The sequence below is a fragment of the Fulvimonas soli genome (genome assembly GCF_003148905.1).
GTDB classification, from domain to species: domain Bacteria; phylum Pseudomonadota; class Gammaproteobacteria; order Xanthomonadales; family Rhodanobacteraceae; genus Fulvimonas; species Fulvimonas soli.
Genome location: NZ_QGHC01000007.1, coordinates 1 through 19,756, shown reverse-complemented (window position 1 = coordinate 19,756; position 19,756 = coordinate 1). Strand labels below are relative to the sequence as shown.

The following is a 19,756-nucleotide window of genomic DNA, read 5'->3' as shown; positions in this document are numbered from 1 at the left end:
ATGGCCACCCTGCTTCACCTCGACGCCAGCGCCCGCGGCGGGCAGTCCGGCCTGCACAGCCACGGCTCGCACACCCGCCGCCTGGGCGCGCGCTTCGTCGCCCGCTGGCGGGAGGCCCGTCCCGCGGACCACGTGCTGTACCGCGACGTCGGCCAGCGTCCGCCCGCGCCGGTGGACGGCGACTGGGTGCGCGCGGCCTTCACCCCGGAAGCGGCGCGCGCGCCCTGGATGCGCCAGCGCCTGGCCGAGAGCGACGCGCTGGTGGACGAGCTGCTCGACGCCGACCTGATCGTGGCGGGCGTGCCGATGTACAACTTCGGCGTGCCGGCCGGCTTCAAGGCCTACATCGACAACATCGTGCGGGTGGGGCGCACCTTCGGCTTCGACCGCGCGTGCGAGGGCGCGCCCTGCTGGCCGATGCTGGACGACCGGCCGCGCACGCTGGTGCTGCTGAGCGCGCGCGGCGACCACGGCTACGGCGCGGGCGGGTGCATCGAGGCGATGAACCATGCCGAGCCGGCCGTGCGCGCGGCGTTCGGCTACATCGGCGTGGCGGCCGTGCGCGCGGTGGCGGTGGAGTACGACGAGTTCGGCGGCGAACGCCTGGCCGCCTCGCTGCGCGAGGCGGAGGCGGCGGTCGACGCGCTGGCGGCGCGGCTGCTGGACGAGCGCGCCGCGCGCGCCGTCCCGCCGGCGGTCACGGCGTGAACGCGGGCAGCTGGCGCGCCACCGCCACGTTCTTCAGCTGCACGTACCGCGGCAGGCCGTCCCTGCCGTAGGGTGGCGGCGCCTCGCCCTGGATCAGCGGCGCGAGGTAGCGCCGCGCCGCGGCGGTGATGCCGAAGCCGTCGCGGGCGAGGAAGGACTTGGGCAGGGTCTTCTCGTGGTTGGCGATCCGCGCCAGCGGCGCGGGCTCGATCTTCCAGCGGTAGGGCGCGTCGGCGGTGCGCACGATCACCGGCATCACCGCGTTGCGGCCGGCGAGCGCGTACTCCACCGCCGCCTTGCCCACCGCGTAGGCCTGCTCGGCGTCGGTCTTCGAGACCAGGTGCCGCGCGGAACGCTGCAGGTAGTCGGGCAGCGCCCAGTGCACCTTGAGCTTGAGCTTCTCCTTCACCAGCGCGGCGAGCACCGGCGCCACGCCGCCGAGCTGGCTGTGGCCGAAGGCGTCGCGCGTGCCCGCCTCGGCGAGGAACTGGCCGGCGGCGTTGCGGATGCCCTCGGAGGCCACCACCGTGCACCAGCCCACGCGCTCCACCGTGGCCTTCACCTTGGCGAGGAAGGCGTCCTCGTCGAAGGTGCGCTCGGGGAACAGGATCAGGTGCGGCGGCGCGTCCGCGCCCTCGCCGGCCAGGCCGGCCGAGGCGGCGATCCAGCCGGCGTGGCGGCCCATCACCTCCAGGATGAACACCTTGGTCGAGGTGTCGGCCATCGAGGCCACGTCCAGGCTCGCCTCGCGCACCGCCACCGCGGTGTACTTGGCCACCGAGCCGAAGCCGGGGCAGCAGTCGGTGACGGCGAGGTCGTTGTCCACCGTCTTGGGCACGCCGATGCAGCGGATGTCGTAGCCCATCGCCTTGCCCAGCTGCGAGATCTTCAGCGCGGTGTCGGCCGAGTCGTTGCCGCCGTTGTAGAGGAACCAGCGGATGTCGTGCGCGCGCAGCACCTCGATCAGCCGCGCGTACTCGGCGCGGTTGGCCTCCAGCGACTTCAGCTTGTAGCGGCACGAGCCGAACGCGCCGCCCGGCGTGTGGCGCAGCGCGGCGATCGCCGCCTTCGATTCCTTCGAGGTGTCGATCAGCTCCTCGCGCAGCGCGCCGAGGATGCCGTTGCGCGCGGCATACACCTGCACGCCCCGCGCGCGGGCGGCCTCGATCACCCCGGCGGCGGTGGCGTTGATCACGGCGGTGACGCCGCCGGACTGGGCGTACAGCAGGCGGCCGGAAGGGCGGGGGCGGGCGGCGGTGCTCATCGGTCGGGACTCCTTCGGCGGGCGGATGACGGCATGGTGCGACAATCTGCCCCACGGGTGGGGTGAAAGGTCGTTCCTGCCGCCGCGCCGGCGTGTTTCCGGCGCCGGCCTTCGTTTGACTATGGCCGGCGTCAAACGCTACCGTGACGGCAGTTTTTTTCACGGAATCGGCGGCCGTTCGCCGATCGTTGCGGAGCATTATGCGACTCGTCCTACTCGGTGCACCCGGCTCGGGCAAGGGAACCCAGGCGGCCCGGCTGAAGGCCGACCTCGGCGTGCCGCACATCTCCACCGGCGACATGCTGCGCGCGGCGGTGGCCGCGGGCACGCCGCTGGGCCTGAAGGCCAAGGCGGTGATGGACGCCGGCCAGCTGGTCTCCGACGACATCCTGCTCGGCATGCTGGAGGAGCGCCTGGCCCAGCCCGACGCCAAGGCCGGCTTCATCCTCGACGGCTACCCGCGCAACCTGGCCCAGGCCGACGCGCTGGACCACCTGCTGGCCAAGCTGGGCCAGCCGCTCGACGCGGTGGTCAAGCTGGAAGTGCCCAACGACGCCATCATCGGCCGCTGCGAGATCCGCTTCGCCGCGGAGGGCCGCGCCGACGACAACCCCGAAACGGTGCGCAAGCGCCTGGGCGTGTACGCCGAGCAGACCGCGCCGGTGGCCGACTTCTACGCCCGGCGCGGCAAGCTGCAGGTGGTCGACGGCGTGGGCGCGCTGGACGAGGTCACCGCGCGGATCAAGCGCGCCATCGCGGGCGGTTCGGCCGCCGCGAACGGCTGACAGCCGCTCCCTCTCCCCGCCGGGGAGAGGGCCGGGGCGAGGGGCCGGTCGAAGCCATCCCATCGCCTCCAAGCGCCGATGGCCTGAACCTCCAAGCAAGACCCGCACCCTCTCCCCCGACCCCTCTCCCGGCGGAGAGGGGAGACAACCTGAGGCGGCACGAAGGAACCCACGCACCCATGCGCCTGCACATCCTGGGCATCTGCGGCACCTTCATGGGCGGCGTCGCCGCGCTGGCGCGCGAGCTGGGCCTGGAGGTGGAAGGCTCCGACGCCGCCGTCTACCCGCCGATGAGCACCCAGCTGGAAGCGCTGGGCATCCGCCTGATGGACGGCTATGCGGCCGAACACCTGCGGCCCGCGCCCGACCTGGTGGTGGTGGGCAACGCGATGACGCGCGGCAACCCCGCGGTGGAATACATGCTCGACGCGCAGCTGCGCTACGTCTCCGGCCCGCAGTGGCTGGGCGAGACGCTGCTGCCCGGGCGCGAGGTGCTGGCGGTGGCCGGCACCCACGGCAAGACGACGACGACCAGCCTGCTCGCGCACCTGCTGGAGAGCGCGGGCATGGCGCCGGGCTTCCTGGTCGGCGGCGTGCCGGGCAACTTCGGCGTGTCGGCGCGGCTGGGCGCGGGCAGGCCGTTCGTGATCGAGGCGGACGAGTACGACACCGCGTTCTTCGACAAGCGCTCGAAGTTCGTGCACTACCGCCCGCGCATCGCCATCCTCAACAACCTCGAGTACGACCACGCGGACATCTTCCCCGACGTGGCGGCGATCCAGCGCCAGTTCCACCACCTGGTGCGCACCGTGCCGGGCAACGGCCGGCTGGTCGTCAACGCGCACGACGAGCGCCTGGCCGAGGTGCTGGCGATGGGCTGCTGGACGCCGGTGGAGACCTTCGGCATCGGCCGGGGCGACTGGCAGGCCGAGCTGGTCGCCGCCGACGGCAGCGCGTTCCGGGTGAGCCGCAAGGGCGAGGCGATCGGCGAGGTGCGCTGGGCGCTGCTCGGCAACCACAGCGTGATGAACGCGCTGGCCGCGCTGGCGGCCGCGGCCGCCGCGGGCGCCGACCCGCGCGCGCTGCTGCCGGCCTTCGCCGGCTTCCAGAACGCCAAGCGCCGCATGGAGCTGGTGGGCGAGGTGGCGGGCGTGCGCGTGTACGACGACTTCGCCCACCATCCCACCGCGATCGCCACCACCCTGGCCGGCCTGCGCGCGAAGGTGGGCCGGGCGCGCATCCTGGTCGCGCTGGAGCCGCGCTCCAACTCGATGCGGCTGGGCGCGCACGCCGACGCGCTGGCGCCCTCGCTGGCCGACGCCGACGCGGTGGTGTTCCTGCACCGCCCGGAGCTGCCGTGGGACGCGCAGCGCGTCACCGCCGCGCTGGCCGGCCGCGGCGCCACCGCGCCCACCGTCGCCGCGCTGCTCGCCGCGCTGCGCGCGCAGGCGCGGCCGGGCGACCACGTGGTGTTCATGTCCAACGGCGGCTTCGAGGCCGCGCCGCGCCGCTTCGTCGAGCTGCTGCGCCAGCCCGCCTGACCGCTCCCTCTCCCCTCCGGGGAGAGGGCCGGGGTGAGGGGCCACCCTGGCGAGTACCTGCGCCTTTGCCGAAAGGCCCGACGCCGGAAATAGAGAGCGGGGCGCCGCCTACCCGAGCGGCGCGTCGAAGCGCGGCTCGCGCTGCTGGTACTCCTTCTGCGCCGCGAACCACACCGCGACGCCGAAGCTCAGCGCCAGCACGCCCAGGGTCGCCGCGCCCAGCGCCAGCCCCAGCGCGCCGAGCAGCCAGTAGCCGCCCCAGTAGGCCAGCATCGCGCCGAGCACCACCACCAGGTTGACCAGCCCGCGCCCCACGTTGCCTTCCGGCCCGATCAGGTGCACGCCCAGCGCGACCAGGCTGGCGGCGGCGCCGACGATCGCCGCGGCGACCAGCATGCGGCCCGGCTCGGCCGCGTGCACCAGCGCGATGCCGAGCAGGGTGTAGGCCAGTGCGGTGAGCGTGCTCACCGGCACCAGCAGCCACAGCGCGTCGGCGACGGTCTTCTGGTATTCGCCGCGGGTCCGCGGCGCCAGCGTGAGGTAGAGGTCGGCCAGGTTGGGGCGCATGCGCAGCATGCCGCGGCCCAGCTGCGGGAAGCGCGACAGCGCGAGCAGGATCGCGTAGGCGCCCACCGCCGCCGCGCTGAAGCGCTGGCGGTGCATCGCCGCGAAGAAGTAGAAGGTGACGAAGGCGGCCACCACCGCCAGCCGCAGCACGATCGCCTCCGGGTTGTCGTGCGGCAGCAGCAGCCGGCGCACCAGCGCGAGCCGCTGCGCCGCGCCGGGCGAGCGGCGGTAGCGCGCCAGCGCGCGTTCCAGCGCGCGCTGCGCGGCCTGGTCGAACAGGCCGCGCAGGCGCCGGCCCAGCGCCCCGCGCGCGGGCGGCGTGCCGTCGCCGCGCACCGCGTTCGCGCGGCCCAGGCTGGTGCTCTCCAGCGGCGAGTCCTGCACCGGCAGGTCCGTCACGCGCAGCAGCGGGCGCAGCGCCCAGGTCAGCAGCAGCGCGGCGGTCGCCAGCAGCAGCGCCGGCGTCAGCGGCGAGGCCAGCAGCGCCTGCGCCAGCTGCGCGGCGGCGCGCGGCATCCAGCCGGCGGCGATGGCGATGGCCCAGAACGCCAGCCCCGTGCGGCGGCCGCTGCCGCCGGCCAGGCCGAAGGCGGCCACCAGCACGCCGCCGGCGGCGATCACCGGCAGGTGCGGCAGGCCGGCGACGGCCGCCAGCAGCGCCGGCAGCAGCACCCATTGCGCCAGGTCGAGCAGGCCCAGCCACAGCAGCGCGCGGCGGAAGCCGGGCAGCAGCAGGATCTCCGGCCGGCACAGCCCGCGCAGCACCATGCCCAGCCCGAGGTGCCAGAACAGCGAGCCGAGCCCGCCCAGCGGCAGCAGCAGCGCCGCGCTGCCGTCGCCGAGCCACGGCGGCAGCGCCAGCGCGGCCAGCCACAGCAGGGAGGCGAGCGCGGCCAGCACCGGCAGGCGCTTCCACAGCTGCAGCCACAGCTGCCACACCGCGCTCATGCCAGCTCCACGAACAGGTCTTCCAGACTGGGCGTTTCCAGCCGCAGCGTCGCGCCCTGTTCCTGCGCCAGCGCGTGCAGCCGCTCGGCGGGCACGTCCTCGGTCAGCAGGTGCAGCTCGTCGCCGGCGATGCGCGCGCCCAGCGCGCCGGGCAGCGCGGGCGCCTGCGTCCAGCCGCCCGGGCGGGCGAGCACGGCGCGCGCGTAGTGCCGGCGCAGCTCGGCCAGCGGCCGGGTGAACTGCATGCGGCCCTCGCGCAGCAGCGCGATGTCGGCGTCGGCGCGCTCCAGGTCGGCGGTGATGTGGGTGGAGAAGATCACCGTCTTGCCCGGCGCGCGCATCAGCGCCAGCAGCTCGCCCATGAAGGCGCGGCGCGCCTGCGGGTCGAGGCTGGCGACCGGCTCGTCCAGCACCAGCAGGTCGGGCTCGGGCGCGATCGCGCGCACGATCGCCAGCTTCTGCCGCTGGCCCTGCGAGAGCTCGCCGATCTTCTGCCGTGGGTCCAACTCCCAGTCGGCCAGCAGGCGCCGCGCCAGTTCGTGGTTCCAGCGCGCGTAGAAGGCGGCGGTGAAGTCGAGGTAGCCGCGCACCTTCATCCACGGGAACAGGTCGAAGCTCTGCGGTACGAAGCCGATGCGGTGCAGGCGCTCGCCGCCCGGCTCGGTCATCGGCTCGCCGAACAGCTCCACCTCGCCCGCATCGAGCGGCGACAGGCCGAGCAGGCAGCGCAGCAGGGTGGTCTTGCCGGCGCCGTTCCGGCCGAGCAGGCCGATCACGCGGCCGGCCGGCACCTGCCAGTCCACGCCGCGCAGCACCTCGCGCTTGCCGAAGGCCTTGCGCAGGCCGCGCACGGCGAGCGCGGGCGCGGCGGCCCGGACGGCGGGCGGATCGACGACGGCGATGGAACCGGACATGCCTGCTTCTCCCTGTGGCGGTCCCGACAATGTGCGTGGCGCGCGGCGTCGCGTCCAGTGACGGCCGTCATCCGGCGGCGGGCTACACTGCCCGGCATGGCCGCGCCCTCACCGCCGATCGAGATCCCGCTGTTCCCGCTGGGCACGGTGCTGCTGCCGGACGCGCAGCTGCCGCTGCGCATCTTCGAGCGGCGCTACCTGGACATGGTGCGCGACTGCGCGCGCCAGGGCGGCGGCTTCGGCGTGTGCCTGATCCTCGAGGGGCGCGAGGCCGGCGAGCCGGCGGTGCCCGCGGCGGTGGGCACGCTGGCGCGCATCGTCGATTTCCACACCCGCGAGGACGGCCTGCTCGGCATCCTGGTGCGCGGCGGCGAGCGCTTCCGCGTGACGCGCTGCCGCGCGCGCGCCGACGGCCTGCTGCGCGGCGAGGTGGAGCTGTGGCCGGCCGAGCCGGCGATGCCGGTGCCGGTGGAGTTCGCGCTGCTGCAGGGCATCCTGGAGCGGCTGGTCGAGACGATGGCGCCGCAGTGGCGGGACGCGCCGCGCGGGGCCTACGACGACGCCGGCTGGCTCGGCTTCCGCCTCGCGGAGCTGCTGCCGCTGGGCGACGAGGAGCGCCAGCGCCTGCTGGAGCTGACCGACCCGGTGCAGCGCCTGGCCGAGCTGCGCGATATCCTGCCGCGCTTCCAGAAACCCTGACGCGGAGCGGACCATGGCGACCCTGGCCGGCAAGACCCTGTTCATCACCGGCGCCTCGCGCGGCATCGGCCTGGCGATCGCGCTGCGCGCCGCGCGCGACGGCGCCAACGTGGCGATCGCCGCCAAGAGCGGGGTGCCCAACCCCAAGCTGCCGGGCACCATCCACACCGCCGCGGCCGCGGTGGAGGAGGCCGGCGGCCATGCGCTGGCGCTGCAGATGGACATCCGCGACGAGAGCGCGGTGCACGCCGCGATGGCGCAGGCGGCCGAGCGCTTCGGCGGCATCGACATCCTGGTCAACAACGCCAGCGCGATCTGGCTGGCCGGGGTGGAGGGCACGCCGATGAAGCGCTTCGACCTGATGAGCCAGGTCAACGTGCGCGGCACCTTCCTCGCCACCCAGGCCTGCCTGCCGTACCTGAAGCGCGCGGCCAACCCGCACGTGCTGATGCTGGCGCCGCCGCCCAGCCTGGACCCGAAGTGGTTCGCGCCGCACACCGCCTACACCATCGCCAAGATGGGCATGAGCCTGTGCGTGCTGGGCATGGCCGCGGAGTTCGCCCCGCTGGGCATCGCGGTGAACGCGCTGTGGCCGCGCACGGTGATCGCCACCGCGGCGATCGCGATGATCGACGGGGTGAAGCCGGAGCAGTGCCGCACGCCGGCGATCGTGGCCGACGCCGCGCACGCCATCCTCGCCCGCCCGGCGCGCGAGTACAGCGGCCGCTTCGCGATCGACGAGGACGTGCTGCGCGAGGCGGGCGTCGACGACTTCGACGGCTACGCGGTGCAGCCGGGCGCGCCGCTGCTGCCGGACCTGTTCCTCGGCTGAGCGGCGCATCGGCCGTATGGCCTAGTTTCGCGGCCGGAGCGTTGTGCCACGCTGTTTTCCCGCCGCGCGGACGGCGGCGGGTGGTCGCACGCGCGACACAATCGCTCGACTATAATTTGTGAACTGCGTCACAATACTGTCTTGCCGCCTGGATGACGGCATGCCTTTGGCCGGCGCTCCGGCCAATCGACACATGGCCCGCGAGGGTCGGGGGAGGTGGCGATGCATACCAGTGGAGCGGCCACGCGCCGTTGCGTGGTGTGGTTCGGGCAGCCGGACCGGGCGGAGCAGGACGCGCTGGCATTGGCGGGCTGGCCGGTGCGGGTGGCCGACGCGGGCAGCGACGGCGTGGGCATCCGCAATGGCGACATCGTGGTGGCGCTGGCCGACCTGCGGGTGGACGACCGCGGCGTGCACGAGGCCATGGAGCGCATGGTGGCGGAGCATCCGGGCGTGCCGTGGATCGCGCTGGTGTCGCCGGAGACGCCGGCGCGCGAGCCGACGGTCAAGCGCGTCCTGCGCGACTGCATCGACTTCTTCACCAGCCCGATCGACACCGAGCGCCTGCAGCAGGCGCTGGCGCGGCTGTCCGGCAGCGGCCGGCTGCGCGGCGGCGGGCCGGCGGACATCGCGGGCATGGTGGGCGAGAGCCGGGTCATGCACCAGCTGCGCGCGACCATCCGCAAGTACGCGCCGGTGGACCTGCCGGTGCTGATCACCGGCGAGACCGGCACCGGCAAGGAGGTCGCCGCCAGCGCGCTGCACCGCCTGTCCGCGCGTGCCGAGCGGCCGTTCGTGCCGATCAACTGCGGCGCGCTGCCGCCGAACCTGGTGCAGTCGGAGCTGTTCGGCCACGAGCGCGGCGCCTTCACCGGCGCCAACGCGCGCCGCGTCGGCCACATCGAGAGCGCCAGCGGCGGCACCGTGTTCCTCGACGAGATCGGCGACCTGCCGCTGGACGCGCAGACCAGCCTGCTGCGCTTCCTGCAGGAGGGCACCTTCGAGCGGCTGGGCAGCAGCCAGCCGATCCGCGCCGACGTGCGCGTGCTGGCGGCCACCCACGTGGACCTGGAGAAGGCGGTGGCGGAAGGCCGCTTCCGCGAGGACCTGTACTACCGCCTCAACGTGCTGCGCCTGCCGATGCCGCCGCTGCGCGAGCGCGGCGGCGACGTGGAGCTGCTGGCGCAGTTCTTCCTGGAGCAGTTCCGCCAGCAGCACCGGACCGGCCAGCCGGTGTCCTTCAGCGCGTCGGCGCGGCGGGCGATGCGCGCGTTCGCTTGGCCGGGCAACGTGCGCGAGCTGCTCAACCGGGTGCAGCGCGCCGCGGTGGTGGCCGAGGGCCCGCTGATCGACACCGCGGACCTGGATCTGCCCGCGCAGCCGGCGGAGCGGAGCGTGGCGGCGGGCCTGGGCGAGGCGCGCATCCTGGCCGAGCGCGACGCCATCCTGGCCTGCCTGCGCGAGACGCGCTTCAACATCAGCGAGTGCGCGCGCCGGCTGCGCATCTCGCGCGTCACCGTGTACCGGCTGTGCAAGAAGCACCGCCTGGCGCTGGACGAGCTGCGCTGAGCGGCCCCGCCGCGCGCGGCGGGGCCGCAAGCTTCAGAAGATGTACGGGATCTTGAAGGTCAGGCTGTAGTTGGCCGCGTCCGGGGTGAGCCCGATGCCCAGCATGGTGACCAGCGTGGTGTGCTGGCTCATGGCGTAGGTGAAGCCCATGTTGAAGGTGGCGGCGTTGGCGTCGCTGCCGATCACCCGGGTCCAGCCCGGCGCGCCCTGCGCGCGCAGCTGCGCCTTCTGGCTGAACTTGTCGCTGAAGGACAGGCTCAGGCTGGTGCGCTCGTTGAACGCCAGCGCGACGCCGGCGCCGAAGTAGTACGAGTCGCGCAGGTCGACCCGGCCGGGCGTCCTGGTCTGCGGGTCCGTGTCGATGTCGCCGAAGCTGTGCGCGAAGCTGTGGATGTAGCCCAGGTTGGCGAAGATGATCGCCGGGTCCATGGTCTTCACCGCCGACACGCCCAGCGAGGCCTGCCACACGCCGTTGCCGGTGGGCTGCTTGTCGGGCACCGCGAAGCGGCCGTCGTCGGCGCTGGTCTGGCCGTTGGTGCCGGGGACGACCCAGTCGATGCCGTAGGGCTCGCGGCCGGTCGGCGCGGTGAGGCCGAAGGTGAGCACCGTGTCGGGCCGGCGGCCGTTCTCGGCGAACAGCTTGTAGTTGGCGCTGAGCGCGATGTCGCCCAGGCCGCTGCCGCTGTTGGACTCCTCCTGCAGGGTCGCCGCCGCGCCGCCGGCGCCGCCCTGGATGTAGGAGGTGTGGCGGGCCAGGTAGGGCACGTCCACGTTCAGCACCAGCCGCGGCGTGACGCCGTAGCGCGCGGTCAGGGTATAGGTGCCGGTGTGCGACTTGACGTCCTGCAGCGCGATGTTGCCGAGGAAGATCGCGTCCAGCGCGAGGAAGCCGTTGAGGGTGAGCTGGCGGCGGTCGTACCAGGCGTAGTTGATGCCGTTCTCGATGGTCAGCTTGCGGCTGAACAGCGCGTGCTCCTGCTGCAGGGCGTCCTGCAGGCTGCGCCGCTGCTCGCCGTCCTCCGGCGGCCGGGTGGCCGCGCTGGCCTGCGCCGCCCCCTCGGAGGCGGCGGCGACCGTCGTCGCGCCGGACGCGGCCGCGGCTTCCGGCGGCGGCGCGCCGGCCATCGCCGGCAACGGCGCGCCGCCGGCCTTGCCGGCCAGCCGGGCCTGCAGCGCCTGCACCTGCATGTCCAGCTCGCGCAGGCGGCGGACCTCCTGCGCGTAGCTGGCCTTCAGGGTCTGCAGCTCGCTCGCCAGTTTCTGCACGTCGGCCTGGTCCGCGGCGTCCGGCGGCGGGGCCGGGGTCGGCGGGTCCTGCGCGGCCTGCGCGCGGGCGCCGAGGCTGGCCGTCAGCGCGCAGGCGACGGCGATGGCTGGCAATGTCTTGCGCATGTGACTATCCCCCTGCAGCTGGCGGTCGCCGGGCGGCGGCGAGTCGTCAGCGGGCTCCGATGCCATGGTTGAGGCCGATCGCCTGCGCCACGTTCAGCGCGAGCTGGCCGTTGCCGGCCGCCGCGGCGCGGCGGACCAGGTCGATCTGCAGCTGGTTGCTCACCAGCTGGTTGTCGGCGGTGAGCGTGATGCCCTGGCCGACGCTGCCGCTGCGGATCCATTGCTGCACCACGCCCTGGCCGGCGACCGAGAGCTGCACGCTGGCGGTGCGGCCGTCGTAGCCGACGATCGCGCCGATGTCGCCCGCGCTGGCGCTCGCCTGCGCCGGCGCATCGGCGGCGGCGGCGGGCACGTTCCCGCCGTCGCGCACGCTGAGGCTGGCCAGGTTGCTGGCGCGGTTGCCGTCGCCGGCGACCTGCACGCTCTGCACCACGCCGCCGGCGTTGGCCAGCCCGCTGCTGTCGATCCGGCGCGCGGGCTGCTGCGCCGCGGCCAGGCCGGAGCCGGCGGCGGACGCGGTGTCGGGCAGCGGCGCGTTGGCCGCCGTGATGGTGACGGTCGGCTGGAAGCTGACCTTCGGCCGGGCGCCGCTGAAGTCCATCGCCAGCGTCAGCGCGCCGCTGACGGTCTGGCCCGACGGCGTCTGCCAGGTGGAGATCATGCTGACCCCGAACCAGGCCACGGTGTGGTCGTCGACGGTGTAGCGGCCGCGCATGGTGGCCAGCTCGCCGTCGTCGATCTCCTCGATGCCCCGCGAGGGGCGCGCCGCGCCGTCGGCGAAGGCGGCCGGGCCCCAGTGGGCCAGCGCCAGGCCGATCGCGGCGAGCAGATGGGTCCTGTTCCTCATGATGGCGTCCGTCCCTTAGAAGAAATCCGCGTGGGTGAAGCCGAAATCCAGCAGCTCGGCGTCGGTGATGGGGCCCTGCCGCGCGAACAGCGAGCGGATGTCCGGCCGGCTGGTCGGCTGCAGCAGCACGGTGTTGCGGTCGAAGTCGCTGCCGATCACCACGAACAGCGCGTGCGAGGGCCAGGCCTTGACGAAGGCGTCCAGTGCGAGGCTGCGGTTGCCGAGGATCGGGTCGGCCAGCTCCACCGTGTCGTCGTGCACCTGCTTGAGCACCACGAAATGCCGGTAGCCGTTGACGTCCATCAGCACCACGGCCGGGATGCGCAGGCGGCGCAGGCGCGCCTCGTCCACGCGGTAGCCGTGGGCGCGCAGGCCCAGCTCCTCGACGTAGTGCTTGAGGTCGAGCAGCGAGAAGCCGCGCTGGCGCACCAGCTGCGGATCGGCCACGCCCATCAGGCCGTCGATCACGGTGGTCTCGTCCACGTCCAGGTGGTAGGCGTAGCGCAGGATCGTCGCCAGCGCGGCGGCGCCGCAGCTGAAGTCGGTGTGCTGGCGCACCATGTTGCGGTAGCGCCCTTCCTGCATGCTCTCGACGCGGCCCACGTACAGCGCGCCGTTCGGCAGCACGCCGCTGAAGCGGATGTCGCCGGCGCGCGCGCCGGCGGCGCAGGCGAGGCCGAGTCCGAGCAGTGCGATGGTTCGCGCGGTGCTGTGCATGGTTCCGTGTCCGTGGAGGAAGTCCCCCCGGCCCGCAGGGGCCGGGCCGGGGGGATTCCGTTGGTGCCCGGCTACAGGGGTCGCCGGGTTACCGCCCTCGTTGCCGCCGCGAGGCGGCGGAGTCGATCACTGGCCCGCTACCGCCATGGCCAGGCTGTTGGACTGCAGGTTGCCGGTGCCGGCCGCCACGTTCACGCCGATGTTGCCGCTGGCGTGCGCGAAGGCGTTGTCGCCCAGGCTGGCCGTGTTGGTGGTCGGGTCGCAGTCCCAGCCGTTCAGCGTGAAGTTGCCGTGCGACTGCTGGTCGGACGTGGCCGTGGCCAGCGCGTAGACGTCGTTCTCGGCGGTGGCGGCGGCGAGCGAGTTGATCTGCTCGTTGTTGTCGCCGGCCGCGGCGTTGACGCCGACGTTGCCGCTCGCGTTCTCGAACGCGCTGCCCTTCACCTTGGCGTTGTTGGTGGTGGCGTCGTTGAAGGTCACGTTGCCGTGGCCGTCCTGGCGGGCGAACGATTCGGCGTCGGCCATCCCGCCGGCGGAGCTGGAGGGATCCTGCGGATCCGACGGGCCGCAGTCGCGCGTGCAGTGGTTGTCCGGGGTGAACACCAGCTGCTCGTCGCTGGAGCTGGCCGCGCCGGAGGCGGCGATCGCGGCGGAGTTGCTCTGCGAGTTGTTGTCGCCCGCCGCCACGTTGGCGCCCACGTTGCCCGTGGCGTTCTGGCCGGCGTTGCCGTTGATGGTCGCCTTGTTCTGGGTCTCGTAGTCGTTGACGACGCGGTTGTACTGCACGCCCTGGGTGTTGTCGGAGATCGCCACGGCGGCCGAGTCGACGGCGATCTGGCCCTTGATGCCGATCCAGCCGCCCAGCCACACGTCGGAACTCACGGCCACGTCCTTGCTGATCTTCACGCTGGTGCTGTGGCTGTCGCGCCCGTGGCCGTAGGCCATCGAGGAGCCGAACAGGGTGGCGATGGCCAGCGCCATCAGGGTGTTCTTCATTTTCGCGTTCATGGTGTCCTCACCTGTGTTGTCCGTACCGATTGCTCAATGCGAGGGGGCTGGCACGGACAGCTGCAAGGCATTGCCCGTGACGTTGTCCGACCCCGCGACCTGATTGAGTTGCAGGACCCCCTGGAATCCACGCAGGGCGGACGACTCCACCGCTGCGTTGCGCGAGCCGCCCACGGAGGGGCGTGGATTCCGGGAGGCCTGCCCCCCTGCCGACGCGGAAACGTCGTCCGCCAGGCTGGCGTCCGTCGCTTCGCGTATGCCCTGGTCGGCCGCGGCGAGGGCGATCGCGTTGATTTCCGCGTTGCCGCTGCCGCTGGCCTGATTGATCGAAAGCACCCCGCGCCCGCCCGCGTAGGCCTGCCCGCCGATGGTGGCGCTGGCCGCCAGGTCCGCGGGATGCAGGTCGCCCGACCGGCGCTGGCGCGCCGCGTAGAGCGCCTGCGCGTACTGGCCGCTGGCGACCGCGCGCAGGTTGCTCTGCAGGTTCATGTCGCCGGCCGCGATGTTCACCGCCAGCGCGCCGCTGCTGCCCCGGAAGGCCTGCCCGTCGATGCGGCTGCCGGAATTGAGGTAGCCCAGCATCGAGGCGTAGTCGTCGTCGCCCGCCAGGACCAGGCCGGGCAGGGCGAGCGCGAGCAGGAGCAGTGCGATCCGTGCCATGGCCGCGCTCCCTCAGTGGCCGGCCGCGGCCGGCATCGGCAGCGGCAGCTGGCCGATCGCGCCGGTCACCTGCGCGCCGATGCCGCCGGTGGCGCCGCCGACCGCGCCCAGCGGCCCGCTCACCACGTTGCTGACGCCGTTGCCGGCGACATTGCCGCCATTGCCGTTGCCGGTGCCCAGCACCGCGCCGAGCGCGCCGCCGGTCACCCGCTCGACCGTGGTCTGGTGGCCGGTGGCGCCGCCCGCGCTGAGGCCGGAGGCGTCGGCGTCGGAAAGTTCTTCCGTGCCCAGCGCGGCGCCGATCTCGGCGCGCGGCGAAGGGTCGACGATCAGCGCCATGCCCGGCGTGCCCTGCCTGTAGGCGGGCCGGCTGGCGACGTCGCGCATCAGCACGATCTCGCCCGGCTTGGCCTGCACGGCGCGGTGCGTGTCCACGGCGCGCGCGGCGCGGGGCAGCGGCGCGACCGCGCAGCACAGCAGCGGTGCGGCCACGAGCACGCGACGCACGAATGATCGGCTTGCTGGGTGGAGCATGGCGATTCCCCCCTCTCCTTGGCGGAGGAAGGCATGGCAATCGGCGTGCCAGACGCCGCAAACGCGGCAACGGCGCGCCCTGGCGGCGCATGGCGCGGCATCCGGGGGTGGTCGCGCTGTTACAGCGGCGACCACGGCGGCACGGGCGGCGACGCCGCTCCGTCCGGCCGCAGGCCGCGCCGCGACTGGCTTTGCCGGCGCTGTAACGGCGCTGATACAGCCGGCGCGCGCCGACACATCGGCGATCCGGCTAGTCCGACCGGACGAGGCGCCGCGGCGGCCGGATGCAAACGCCGCGGGCTGGCTCTACGATGCGCCGCACGGCGCGCGCGCCGCGCCCATCCCCTTTCCCCACCGCAAGGCATGGCCCGGCCATGCCCGGAGCCAGCCATGCACCCGCAGCACCCGTCCGCCGCCTCCCTCATCGACCTCGGCAAGCGCTACTGGCTGCCGGTGTACCGGCCGCGGGACGTGGTGCTGGACCGCGGCCAGGGCTCGCGGGTGTGGGACACCGAGGGGCGCGACTACATCGACTTCGGCGCCGGCATCGCGGTGAACGCGCTGGGCCACCAGGACCCCGACCTGCTCGGGGCGCTCGTCGCGCAGGCGCACAAGCTCTGGCACAGCAGCAACGTGTTCTACACCGAGCCGCCGCTGCGCCTGGCCGAGGAGCTGGTGCAGGCCTCCGGCTTCGCCGAGCGCGTGTTCCTGTGCAACTCCGGCGCCGAGGCCAACGAGGCGGCGATCAAGCTGGTGCGCAAGTGGGCCGCCGCGCAGGGACGGCCGCCGCAGCGGCGGGTGATCGTCACCTTCCGCGGCTCCTTCCACGGCCGCACGCTGGCCACCGTCACCGCCACCGCGCAGCCGAAGTACCAGGAAGGCTACGAGCCGCTGCCGCAGGGCTTCCGCTACCTCGACTTCAACGACGCCGCGGCGCTGGAGCAGGCCTTCGCCGCCGGCGACGTCGCCGCGGTGATGCTCGAGCCGGTGCAGGGCGAGGGCGGCGTGCTGCCGGCCGCGCCGGGCTTCCTCGCCCGCGTGCGCGAGCTGTGCGACGCGCACGATGCGCTGCTGGTGCTGGACGAGATCCAGTGCGGCATGGGCCGCACCGGCACGCTGTTCGCGCACGTGCAGGACCGCGTGAAGCCCGACATCGTCACGCTGGCCAAGGCGCTCGGCTGCGGCCTGCCGATCGGCGCGATGCTGGCCGGGCCGAAGGTGGCCGAGGCGATGCAGTTCGGCGCGCACGGCACCACCTTCGGCGGCAACCCGCTGGCCGCCGCGGTGGCGCGCGTGGCGCTGCGCAAGCTCGCCTCGCCGCAGGTGCTGGTGAACGTGGAGCGGCAGGCGAACGACCTGCGCGCGGGCCTGGCGAGGATCAACGAGGCGCTGGGCCTGTTCGCCGAGGTGCGCGGCCGCGGCCTGATGATCGGCGCGGTGCTGGCCGAGGCGCACAGGGGCAAGGCCGGCGCCATCCTCGACCACGCGGCCGCGCACGGCCTGCTGCTGCTGCAGGCCGGCCCGGACGTGCTGCGCTTCGTGCCGCCGCTGGTGATCACCGACGAGGAACTGGCCGAGGGCCTGGGGCGGCTGCGCGCCGCGCTGGCGGACTACGCCGGCGCGTAAGCGGGACAGTCCCTTTCCGCGCCGTGCCGCCGGCCGCGCGCCGGCGGCCAGGATGCCCCACGAGGCCGCTGCTCGACGAGGCGGCGCGCGGGGAGACGGCAGGCCGCCCTACATGGCGAGGACGGGCGATGTTCCTCAGCAGACCAGGCCCGAGCCCGGTGTGGGAGCGGCCTCCGGCCGCGACACCCCGCCGCCAGGTGCGCATCACTGCACCGCCATCAACCCGCGCCCACGGCTCGGCCCTTGGCCTCCCGCATCGCCTCCCGCGCCGCCTGCAGCGTATCGGCAATGTCCCGCTCGCTGTGCGCGCTGGAGACGAAGCCCGCCTCGAACGCGCTGGGCGCCAGGTACACGCCGCGCTTGAGCATGCCGTGGAAGAAGCGGTTGAACAGCGCCGTGTCCGCCGCGGTGGCCTGCACGTAGCTGGTCACCGTCCCGGCGGCGAAGAACAGGCCGAACATGCCGCCCACGCGGTTGGTGCTGAAGGGGATGCCCTCGCCGTCCGCGACGGCCTGCAGGCCGTCGCACAGCAGCCGCGTGCGCGCGGCCAGCGCCTCGTGGAAGCCGGGTGCCTGGACCAGCTCCAGCATCGCCAGGCCCGCCGCCATCGCCACCGGATTGCCGGACAGCGTGCCGGCCTGGTAGACCGGGCCGGCCGGCGCGACCTGCTCCATCAGCTCGCGGCGCCCGCCGTAGGCGCCCACCGGCATGCCGCCGCCGATGATCTTGCCGAAGGTGGTCAGGTCCGGCGTCACGCCGTAGTGGGCCTGCGCGCCGCCCAGGGCGACGCGGAAGCCGGTCATCACCTCGTCGAAGATCAGCAGCGCGCCGTGCTTCGTGCACAGCTCGCGCAGGCCCTGCAGGTAGCCTTCCGCCGGCGGAATGCAGTTCATGTTGCCGGCCACCGGCTCGATGATCAGCGCGGCGATGTCGGCGCCGTGCTCGGCGAACAGGATGCGCGCCGCGTCGAGGTCGTTGTAGGGCAGCGTCAGGGTGAGGTCGGCGGCCGCCTTGGGCACGCCCGGCGAGGTCGGCACGCCGAAGGTGAGCGCGCCGGAGCCGGCCTTCACCAGGAAGCTGTCGCCGTGGCCGTGGTAGCAGCCCTCGAACTTCACGATCTTGCCGCGGCCGGTGACGCCGCGGGCCAGGCGGATCGCCGACATCGTCGCCTCGGTGCCGGAATTCACCATGCGCACCATCTCCACCGAGGGCACCAGCCTCACGATGGTCTCGGCCATGGTCACCTCGGCGGGGCAGGGCGTGCCGTAGGAGAGGCCGTCGCGCACCGCGCGTTCCACCGCCTCGCGCACGTGCGGGTGGTTGTGGCCGACGATCATCGGCCCCCACGAGCCGACGTAGTCGATGTAGCGCGTGCCTTCCACGTCCCACAGGTAGGCGCCGTCCGCGCGCGCGGTGAAGAACGGCTCGCCGCCGACCGACTTGAAGGCGCGCACCGGCGAGTTCACGCCGCCGGGCATCAGCTGGCGGGCACGCTGGAAGAGTTCGTGGTTGTTCATCGCTCGGAAGCTCGCTGGCAGGGATGGAGGTCGGCAAGCCGCCGCGCGGCGGCGGCGATGTCGGCGGCGCCGAACACGGCGGAGATCACCGCCAGGTAGTCGGCGCCGGCGTCGACCAGGGGCCTGGCATTGTCGGCCGTGATGCCGCCGATCGCCACCCGCGGGACGCCGAGCGCGGCGCTCTGTCGCAGCAGTCCGGGATCGGCGCGGCGCGCCCGCGGCTTGGTCGGCGAGGGGAAGAAGGCGCCGAAGGCGACGTAGCTCGCGCCCTCCGCCGCCGCAGCGCGGGCGCGGGCCAGCGAGTCGTAGCAGGACACGCCGATGATCGCGCGCTCGCCCAACTGTGCACGCGCCTGGGCGAGGCTGCCGTCGTGCTCGCCCAGGTGCACGCCGTCCGCGCCGGCGGCCTGCGCCAGCGCGATGTCGTCGTTGACGATCAGCGGCACGCCATGCGCCGCGCACAGCGCCTTCAGCGCCCGCGCCTCGGCCAGGCGGCGCGCCGCATCGGCGGTCTTGTCGCGGTACTGCACCAGCCGCGCGCCGCCGGCCAGCGCCCGCGCCACGGCATCAAGCAGATCGTCGCGCGGGCCGTCGGTGATGACGTAGAGGCCGCGGGGAGGGAGCGGAGGCATGGGCGGTCCGTGGTCTGGCGGGCCGGCGCTTTCGCCGCGCCGGTCGAGTTGCGAGAATGTCCCATTCTGCCCGAGCAAGCGACGTCACCCATGAACAACGGCTCCACCGACACTCCGCTGCGCAAATGGATGTGCGTCGTCTGCGGCTTCATCTACGACGAGGCGCTGGGCCTGCCCGAGGAGGGCATCGCGCCGGGCACGCGCTGGGAGGACGTGCCCGACACCTGGACCTGCCCGGACTGCGGCGCGACCAAGGACGACTTCGAGATGATCGAGGTCGACTGATTCCGCCCCGCCGCCACGTCTTGCCCGCAAACGGCCCGAAGCCGCCGGCCTGGCGGCCGGGCCGTTTGCTTTCATGGGTTCCGTCCGCGCCAGGCGGTCACGACGGAGCCCGTGCCATGCAGCGATTCATTCCCTTCGAAGACGACTGGGACGCACTGGAGCATCTGGCGCCCGAATGCCTGCGGCCGTACCGCGCCGGCTTGCCGTTGCTGTCCACCGCGCAGCGCGAGGCGGCGCAGCGGCAGGACGCGCCGCGGGCGCTGGCCACGGCTTGCTTCGACCACGGCAGCGAAGTCGCGCGCACGTACTGACACGAGCCGCCCGCGCGGCGATGCGCCATCCAGCCAGGCGCGGCGGCGTCCACGATCGGGCGAGGCCGCGCATTGCCGCGCGAGCGAAAACCGGCGGGCGCTCGCCGGCGATGACGAAAAAGTGTCGCGCCCTCTTCCCACCCGCGCGCGCCGGCGCTATGATTCATGCCCCTTTGACGCAGGCCCGCCGTCGAAGGATTCCAAGACGCTCGAAAGTTTCGCTTCGGGTGTTGACGGCCCCCAAAAGGGATGTAGAATGGCGGGCTCACCGGGACGAAAGGTTCCGGAGCGGTTCTGAAGAGGGGGCCGCAAGTGATTGATCTTTGACAGTGTGCACAGGTGACTTGTGTGGGCGCCTTGCGGTGGACGGGATGACTGTCCACAGATGCAAGCGTCCAAC

20 protein-coding genes are annotated in these 19,756 nt (G+C 73.4%); 9 read left to right on the top strand and 11 right to left on the bottom strand.

Features of this window, described 5'->3' with window-relative positions; translation table 11 throughout:
* Positions 1 to 708, top strand: coding sequence for an FMN-dependent NADH-azoreductase (locus C7456_RS10140; protein WP_109723640.1), 708 nt, complete (start codon positions 1 to 3; stop codon positions 706 to 708).
* Here C7456_RS10140 and C7456_RS10135 read toward each other — a convergent pair.
* Complete coding sequence (locus C7456_RS10135) at positions 698 to 1,972, bottom strand: 6-phosphofructokinase (RefSeq protein ID WP_109723639.1); 1,275 nt, start codon at positions 1,970 to 1,972, stop codon at positions 698 to 700. The genes C7456_RS10140 and C7456_RS10135 overlap by 11 nt on opposite strands.
* A 200-nt stretch (positions 1,973 to 2,172) precedes the next feature.
* On the opposite strand from C7456_RS10135, the gene C7456_RS10130 reads away from it, so the two are divergent.
* Positions 2,173 to 2,757: an adenylate kinase gene (locus C7456_RS10130; RefSeq protein WP_109723638.1), complete on the top strand. Its 585-nt coding sequence runs from the start codon at positions 2,173 to 2,175 to the stop codon at positions 2,755 to 2,757.
* A gap of 179 nt (positions 2,758 to 2,936) precedes the next feature.
* A complete protein-coding gene (gene mpl / locus C7456_RS10125) occupies positions 2,937 to 4,298 on the top strand; it encodes a UDP-N-acetylmuramate:L-alanyl-gamma-D-glutamyl-meso-diaminopimelate ligase (RefSeq protein WP_109723637.1) in 1,362 nt (453 codons plus the stop codon).
* Between the two features lie 108 nt (positions 4,299 to 4,406).
* Here the strand turns inward: mpl and C7456_RS10120 are convergent, their stop codons facing one another.
* On the bottom strand, positions 4,407 to 5,813 hold the full coding sequence (locus C7456_RS10120; protein ID WP_109723636.1) for a hypothetical protein: 1,407 nt from the start codon (positions 5,811 to 5,813) through the stop codon (positions 4,407 to 4,409).
* Positions 5,810 to 6,727, bottom strand: coding sequence for an ABC transporter ATP-binding protein (locus C7456_RS10115; protein ID WP_109723635.1), 918 nt, complete (start codon positions 6,725 to 6,727; stop codon positions 5,810 to 5,812). Before C7456_RS10115 ends, C7456_RS10120 begins: the two co-directional genes overlap by 4 nt.
* Positions 6,728 to 6,823: 96 nt before the next feature.
* Here C7456_RS10115 and C7456_RS10110 point away from each other — a divergent pair, with 96 nt between their 5' ends.
* From C7456_RS10110 to C7456_RS10100, 3 genes are all read left to right on the top strand, one after another.
* On the top strand, positions 6,824 to 7,426 hold the full coding sequence (locus C7456_RS10110) for an LON peptidase substrate-binding domain-containing protein (protein WP_109723634.1): 603 nt from the start codon (positions 6,824 to 6,826) through the stop codon (positions 7,424 to 7,426).
* A 13-nt stretch (positions 7,427 to 7,439) separates the two neighbouring features.
* A complete protein-coding gene (locus C7456_RS10105; protein ID WP_109723633.1) occupies positions 7,440 to 8,258 on the top strand; it encodes an SDR family oxidoreductase in 819 nt (272 codons plus the stop codon).
* 222 nt (positions 8,259 to 8,480) lie between these two features.
* A complete protein-coding gene (locus C7456_RS10100) occupies positions 8,481 to 9,827 on the top strand; it encodes a sigma-54 dependent transcriptional regulator (RefSeq protein ID WP_109723632.1) in 1,347 nt (448 codons plus the stop codon).
* 33 nt (positions 9,828 to 9,860) lie between these two features.
* On the opposite strand, the gene C7456_RS10095 is transcribed toward C7456_RS10100, so the two are convergent.
* From C7456_RS10095 to C7456_RS10070, 6 genes are all read right to left on the bottom strand, one after another.
* On the bottom strand, positions 9,861 to 11,219 hold the full coding sequence (locus tag C7456_RS10095) for a transporter (RefSeq protein ID WP_109723631.1): 1,359 nt from the start codon (positions 11,217 to 11,219) through the stop codon (positions 9,861 to 9,863).
* Between the two features lie 46 nt (positions 11,220 to 11,265).
* A complete protein-coding gene (locus tag C7456_RS10090; protein ID WP_342767301.1) occupies positions 11,266 to 12,066 on the bottom strand; it encodes a hypothetical protein in 801 nt (266 codons plus the stop codon).
* Between the two features lie 15 nt (positions 12,067 to 12,081).
* Complete coding sequence (locus C7456_RS10085; RefSeq protein WP_109723629.1) at positions 12,082 to 12,783, bottom strand: C39 family peptidase; 702 nt, start codon at positions 12,781 to 12,783, stop codon at positions 12,082 to 12,084.
* A gap of 126 nt (positions 12,784 to 12,909) precedes the next feature.
* Positions 12,910 to 13,779: a hypothetical protein gene (locus tag C7456_RS10080; RefSeq protein ID WP_139942944.1), complete on the bottom strand. Its 870-nt coding sequence runs from the start codon at positions 13,777 to 13,779 to the stop codon at positions 12,910 to 12,912.
* A 45-nt stretch (positions 13,780 to 13,824) separates the two neighbouring features.
* The gene (locus C7456_RS10075) at positions 13,825 to 14,451 is read right to left on the bottom strand and encodes a hypothetical protein (RefSeq protein WP_245889829.1); all 627 of its coding nucleotides are present in this window, start codon (positions 14,449 to 14,451) and stop codon (positions 13,825 to 13,827) included.
* A 12-nt stretch (positions 14,452 to 14,463) separates the two neighbouring features.
* Entirely contained in the window at positions 14,464 to 14,958 is a 495-nt protein-coding gene (locus C7456_RS10070) for a hypothetical protein (RefSeq protein WP_139942943.1), read from the bottom strand.
* Positions 14,959 to 15,375: 417 nt separating this feature from the next.
* Here C7456_RS10070 and C7456_RS10065 point away from each other — a divergent pair, with 417 nt between their 5' ends.
* Positions 15,376 to 16,611: an acetylornithine transaminase gene (locus tag C7456_RS10065; RefSeq protein WP_109723626.1), complete on the top strand. Its 1,236-nt coding sequence runs from the start codon at positions 15,376 to 15,378 to the stop codon at positions 16,609 to 16,611.
* 218 nt (positions 16,612 to 16,829) lie between these two features.
* On the opposite strand, the gene hemL is transcribed toward C7456_RS10065, so the two are convergent.
* On the bottom strand, positions 16,830 to 18,128 hold the full coding sequence (gene hemL / locus C7456_RS10060) for a glutamate-1-semialdehyde 2,1-aminomutase (protein WP_109723625.1): 1,299 nt from the start codon (positions 18,126 to 18,128) through the stop codon (positions 16,830 to 16,832).
* Complete coding sequence (gene thiE, locus C7456_RS10055) at positions 18,125 to 18,760, bottom strand: thiamine phosphate synthase (protein WP_109723624.1); 636 nt, start codon at positions 18,758 to 18,760, stop codon at positions 18,125 to 18,127. The genes hemL and thiE overlap by 4 nt, the downstream gene beginning before the upstream one ends.
* A gap of 90 nt (positions 18,761 to 18,850) precedes the next feature.
* Here thiE and C7456_RS10050 point away from each other — a divergent pair, with 90 nt between their 5' ends.
* Entirely contained in the window at positions 18,851 to 19,045 is a 195-nt protein-coding gene (locus C7456_RS10050) for a rubredoxin (RefSeq protein WP_109723623.1), read from the top strand.
* 116 nt (positions 19,046 to 19,161) lie between these two features.
* Positions 19,162 to 19,356 carry a hypothetical protein gene (locus C7456_RS10045; protein ID WP_109723622.1) on the top strand — a complete coding sequence of 65 codons (195 nt, stop codon included), beginning with the start codon at positions 19,162 to 19,164 and terminating at the stop codon, positions 19,354 to 19,356.
* Positions 19,357 to 19,756 lie beyond the last annotated feature (400 nt).

Bases quoted from the DNA above. Each gene is read 5' to 3' on its own strand.
- C7456_RS10140 (WP_109723640.1), top strand. From the start codon at position 1: ATGGCCACCCTGCTTCACCTCGACGCCAGCGCCCGCGGCGGGCAGTCC.
- C7456_RS10135 (WP_109723639.1), bottom strand. From the start codon at position 1,972: ATGAGCACCGCCGCCCGCCCCCGCCCTTCCGGCCGCCTGCTGTACGCC.
- C7456_RS10130 (WP_109723638.1), top strand. From the start codon at position 2,173: ATGCGACTCGTCCTACTCGGTGCACCCGGCTCGGGCAAGGGAACCCAG.
- mpl (WP_109723637.1), top strand. From the start codon at position 2,937: ATGCGCCTGCACATCCTGGGCATCTGCGGCACCTTCATGGGCGGCGTC.
- C7456_RS10120 (WP_109723636.1), bottom strand. From the start codon at position 5,813: ATGAGCGCGGTGTGGCAGCTGTGGCTGCAGCTGTGGAAGCGCCTGCCG.
- C7456_RS10115 (WP_109723635.1), bottom strand. From the start codon at position 6,727: ATGTCCGGTTCCATCGCCGTCGTCGATCCGCCCGCCGTCCGGGCCGCC.
- C7456_RS10110 (WP_109723634.1), top strand. From the start codon at position 6,824: ATGGCCGCGCCCTCACCGCCGATCGAGATCCCGCTGTTCCCGCTGGGC.
- C7456_RS10105 (WP_109723633.1), top strand. From the start codon at position 7,440: ATGGCGACCCTGGCCGGCAAGACCCTGTTCATCACCGGCGCCTCGCGC.
- C7456_RS10100 (WP_109723632.1), top strand. From the start codon at position 8,481: ATGCATACCAGTGGAGCGGCCACGCGCCGTTGCGTGGTGTGGTTCGGG.
- C7456_RS10095 (WP_109723631.1), bottom strand. From the start codon at position 11,219: ATGCGCAAGACATTGCCAGCCATCGCCGTCGCCTGCGCGCTGACGGCC.
- C7456_RS10090 (WP_342767301.1), bottom strand. From the start codon at position 12,066: ATGAGGAACAGGACCCATCTGCTCGCCGCGATCGGCCTGGCGCTGGCC.
- C7456_RS10085 (WP_109723629.1), bottom strand. From the start codon at position 12,783: ATGCACAGCACCGCGCGAACCATCGCACTGCTCGGACTCGGCCTCGCC.
- C7456_RS10080 (WP_139942944.1), bottom strand. From the start codon at position 13,779: ATGAAGAACACCCTGATGGCGCTGGCCATCGCCACCCTGTTCGGCTCC.
- C7456_RS10075 (WP_245889829.1), bottom strand. From the start codon at position 14,451: ATGGCACGGATCGCACTGCTCCTGCTCGCGCTCGCCCTGCCCGGCCTG.
- C7456_RS10065 (WP_109723626.1), top strand. From the start codon at position 15,376: ATGCACCCGCAGCACCCGTCCGCCGCCTCCCTCATCGACCTCGGCAAG.
- hemL (WP_109723625.1), bottom strand. From the start codon at position 18,128: ATGAACAACCACGAACTCTTCCAGCGTGCCCGCCAGCTGATGCCCGGC.
- thiE (WP_109723624.1), bottom strand. From the start codon at position 18,760: ATGCCTCCGCTCCCTCCCCGCGGCCTCTACGTCATCACCGACGGCCCG.
- C7456_RS10050 (WP_109723623.1), top strand. From the start codon at position 18,851: ATGAACAACGGCTCCACCGACACTCCGCTGCGCAAATGGATGTGCGTC.
- C7456_RS10045 (WP_109723622.1), top strand. From the start codon at position 19,162: ATGCAGCGATTCATTCCCTTCGAAGACGACTGGGACGCACTGGAGCAT.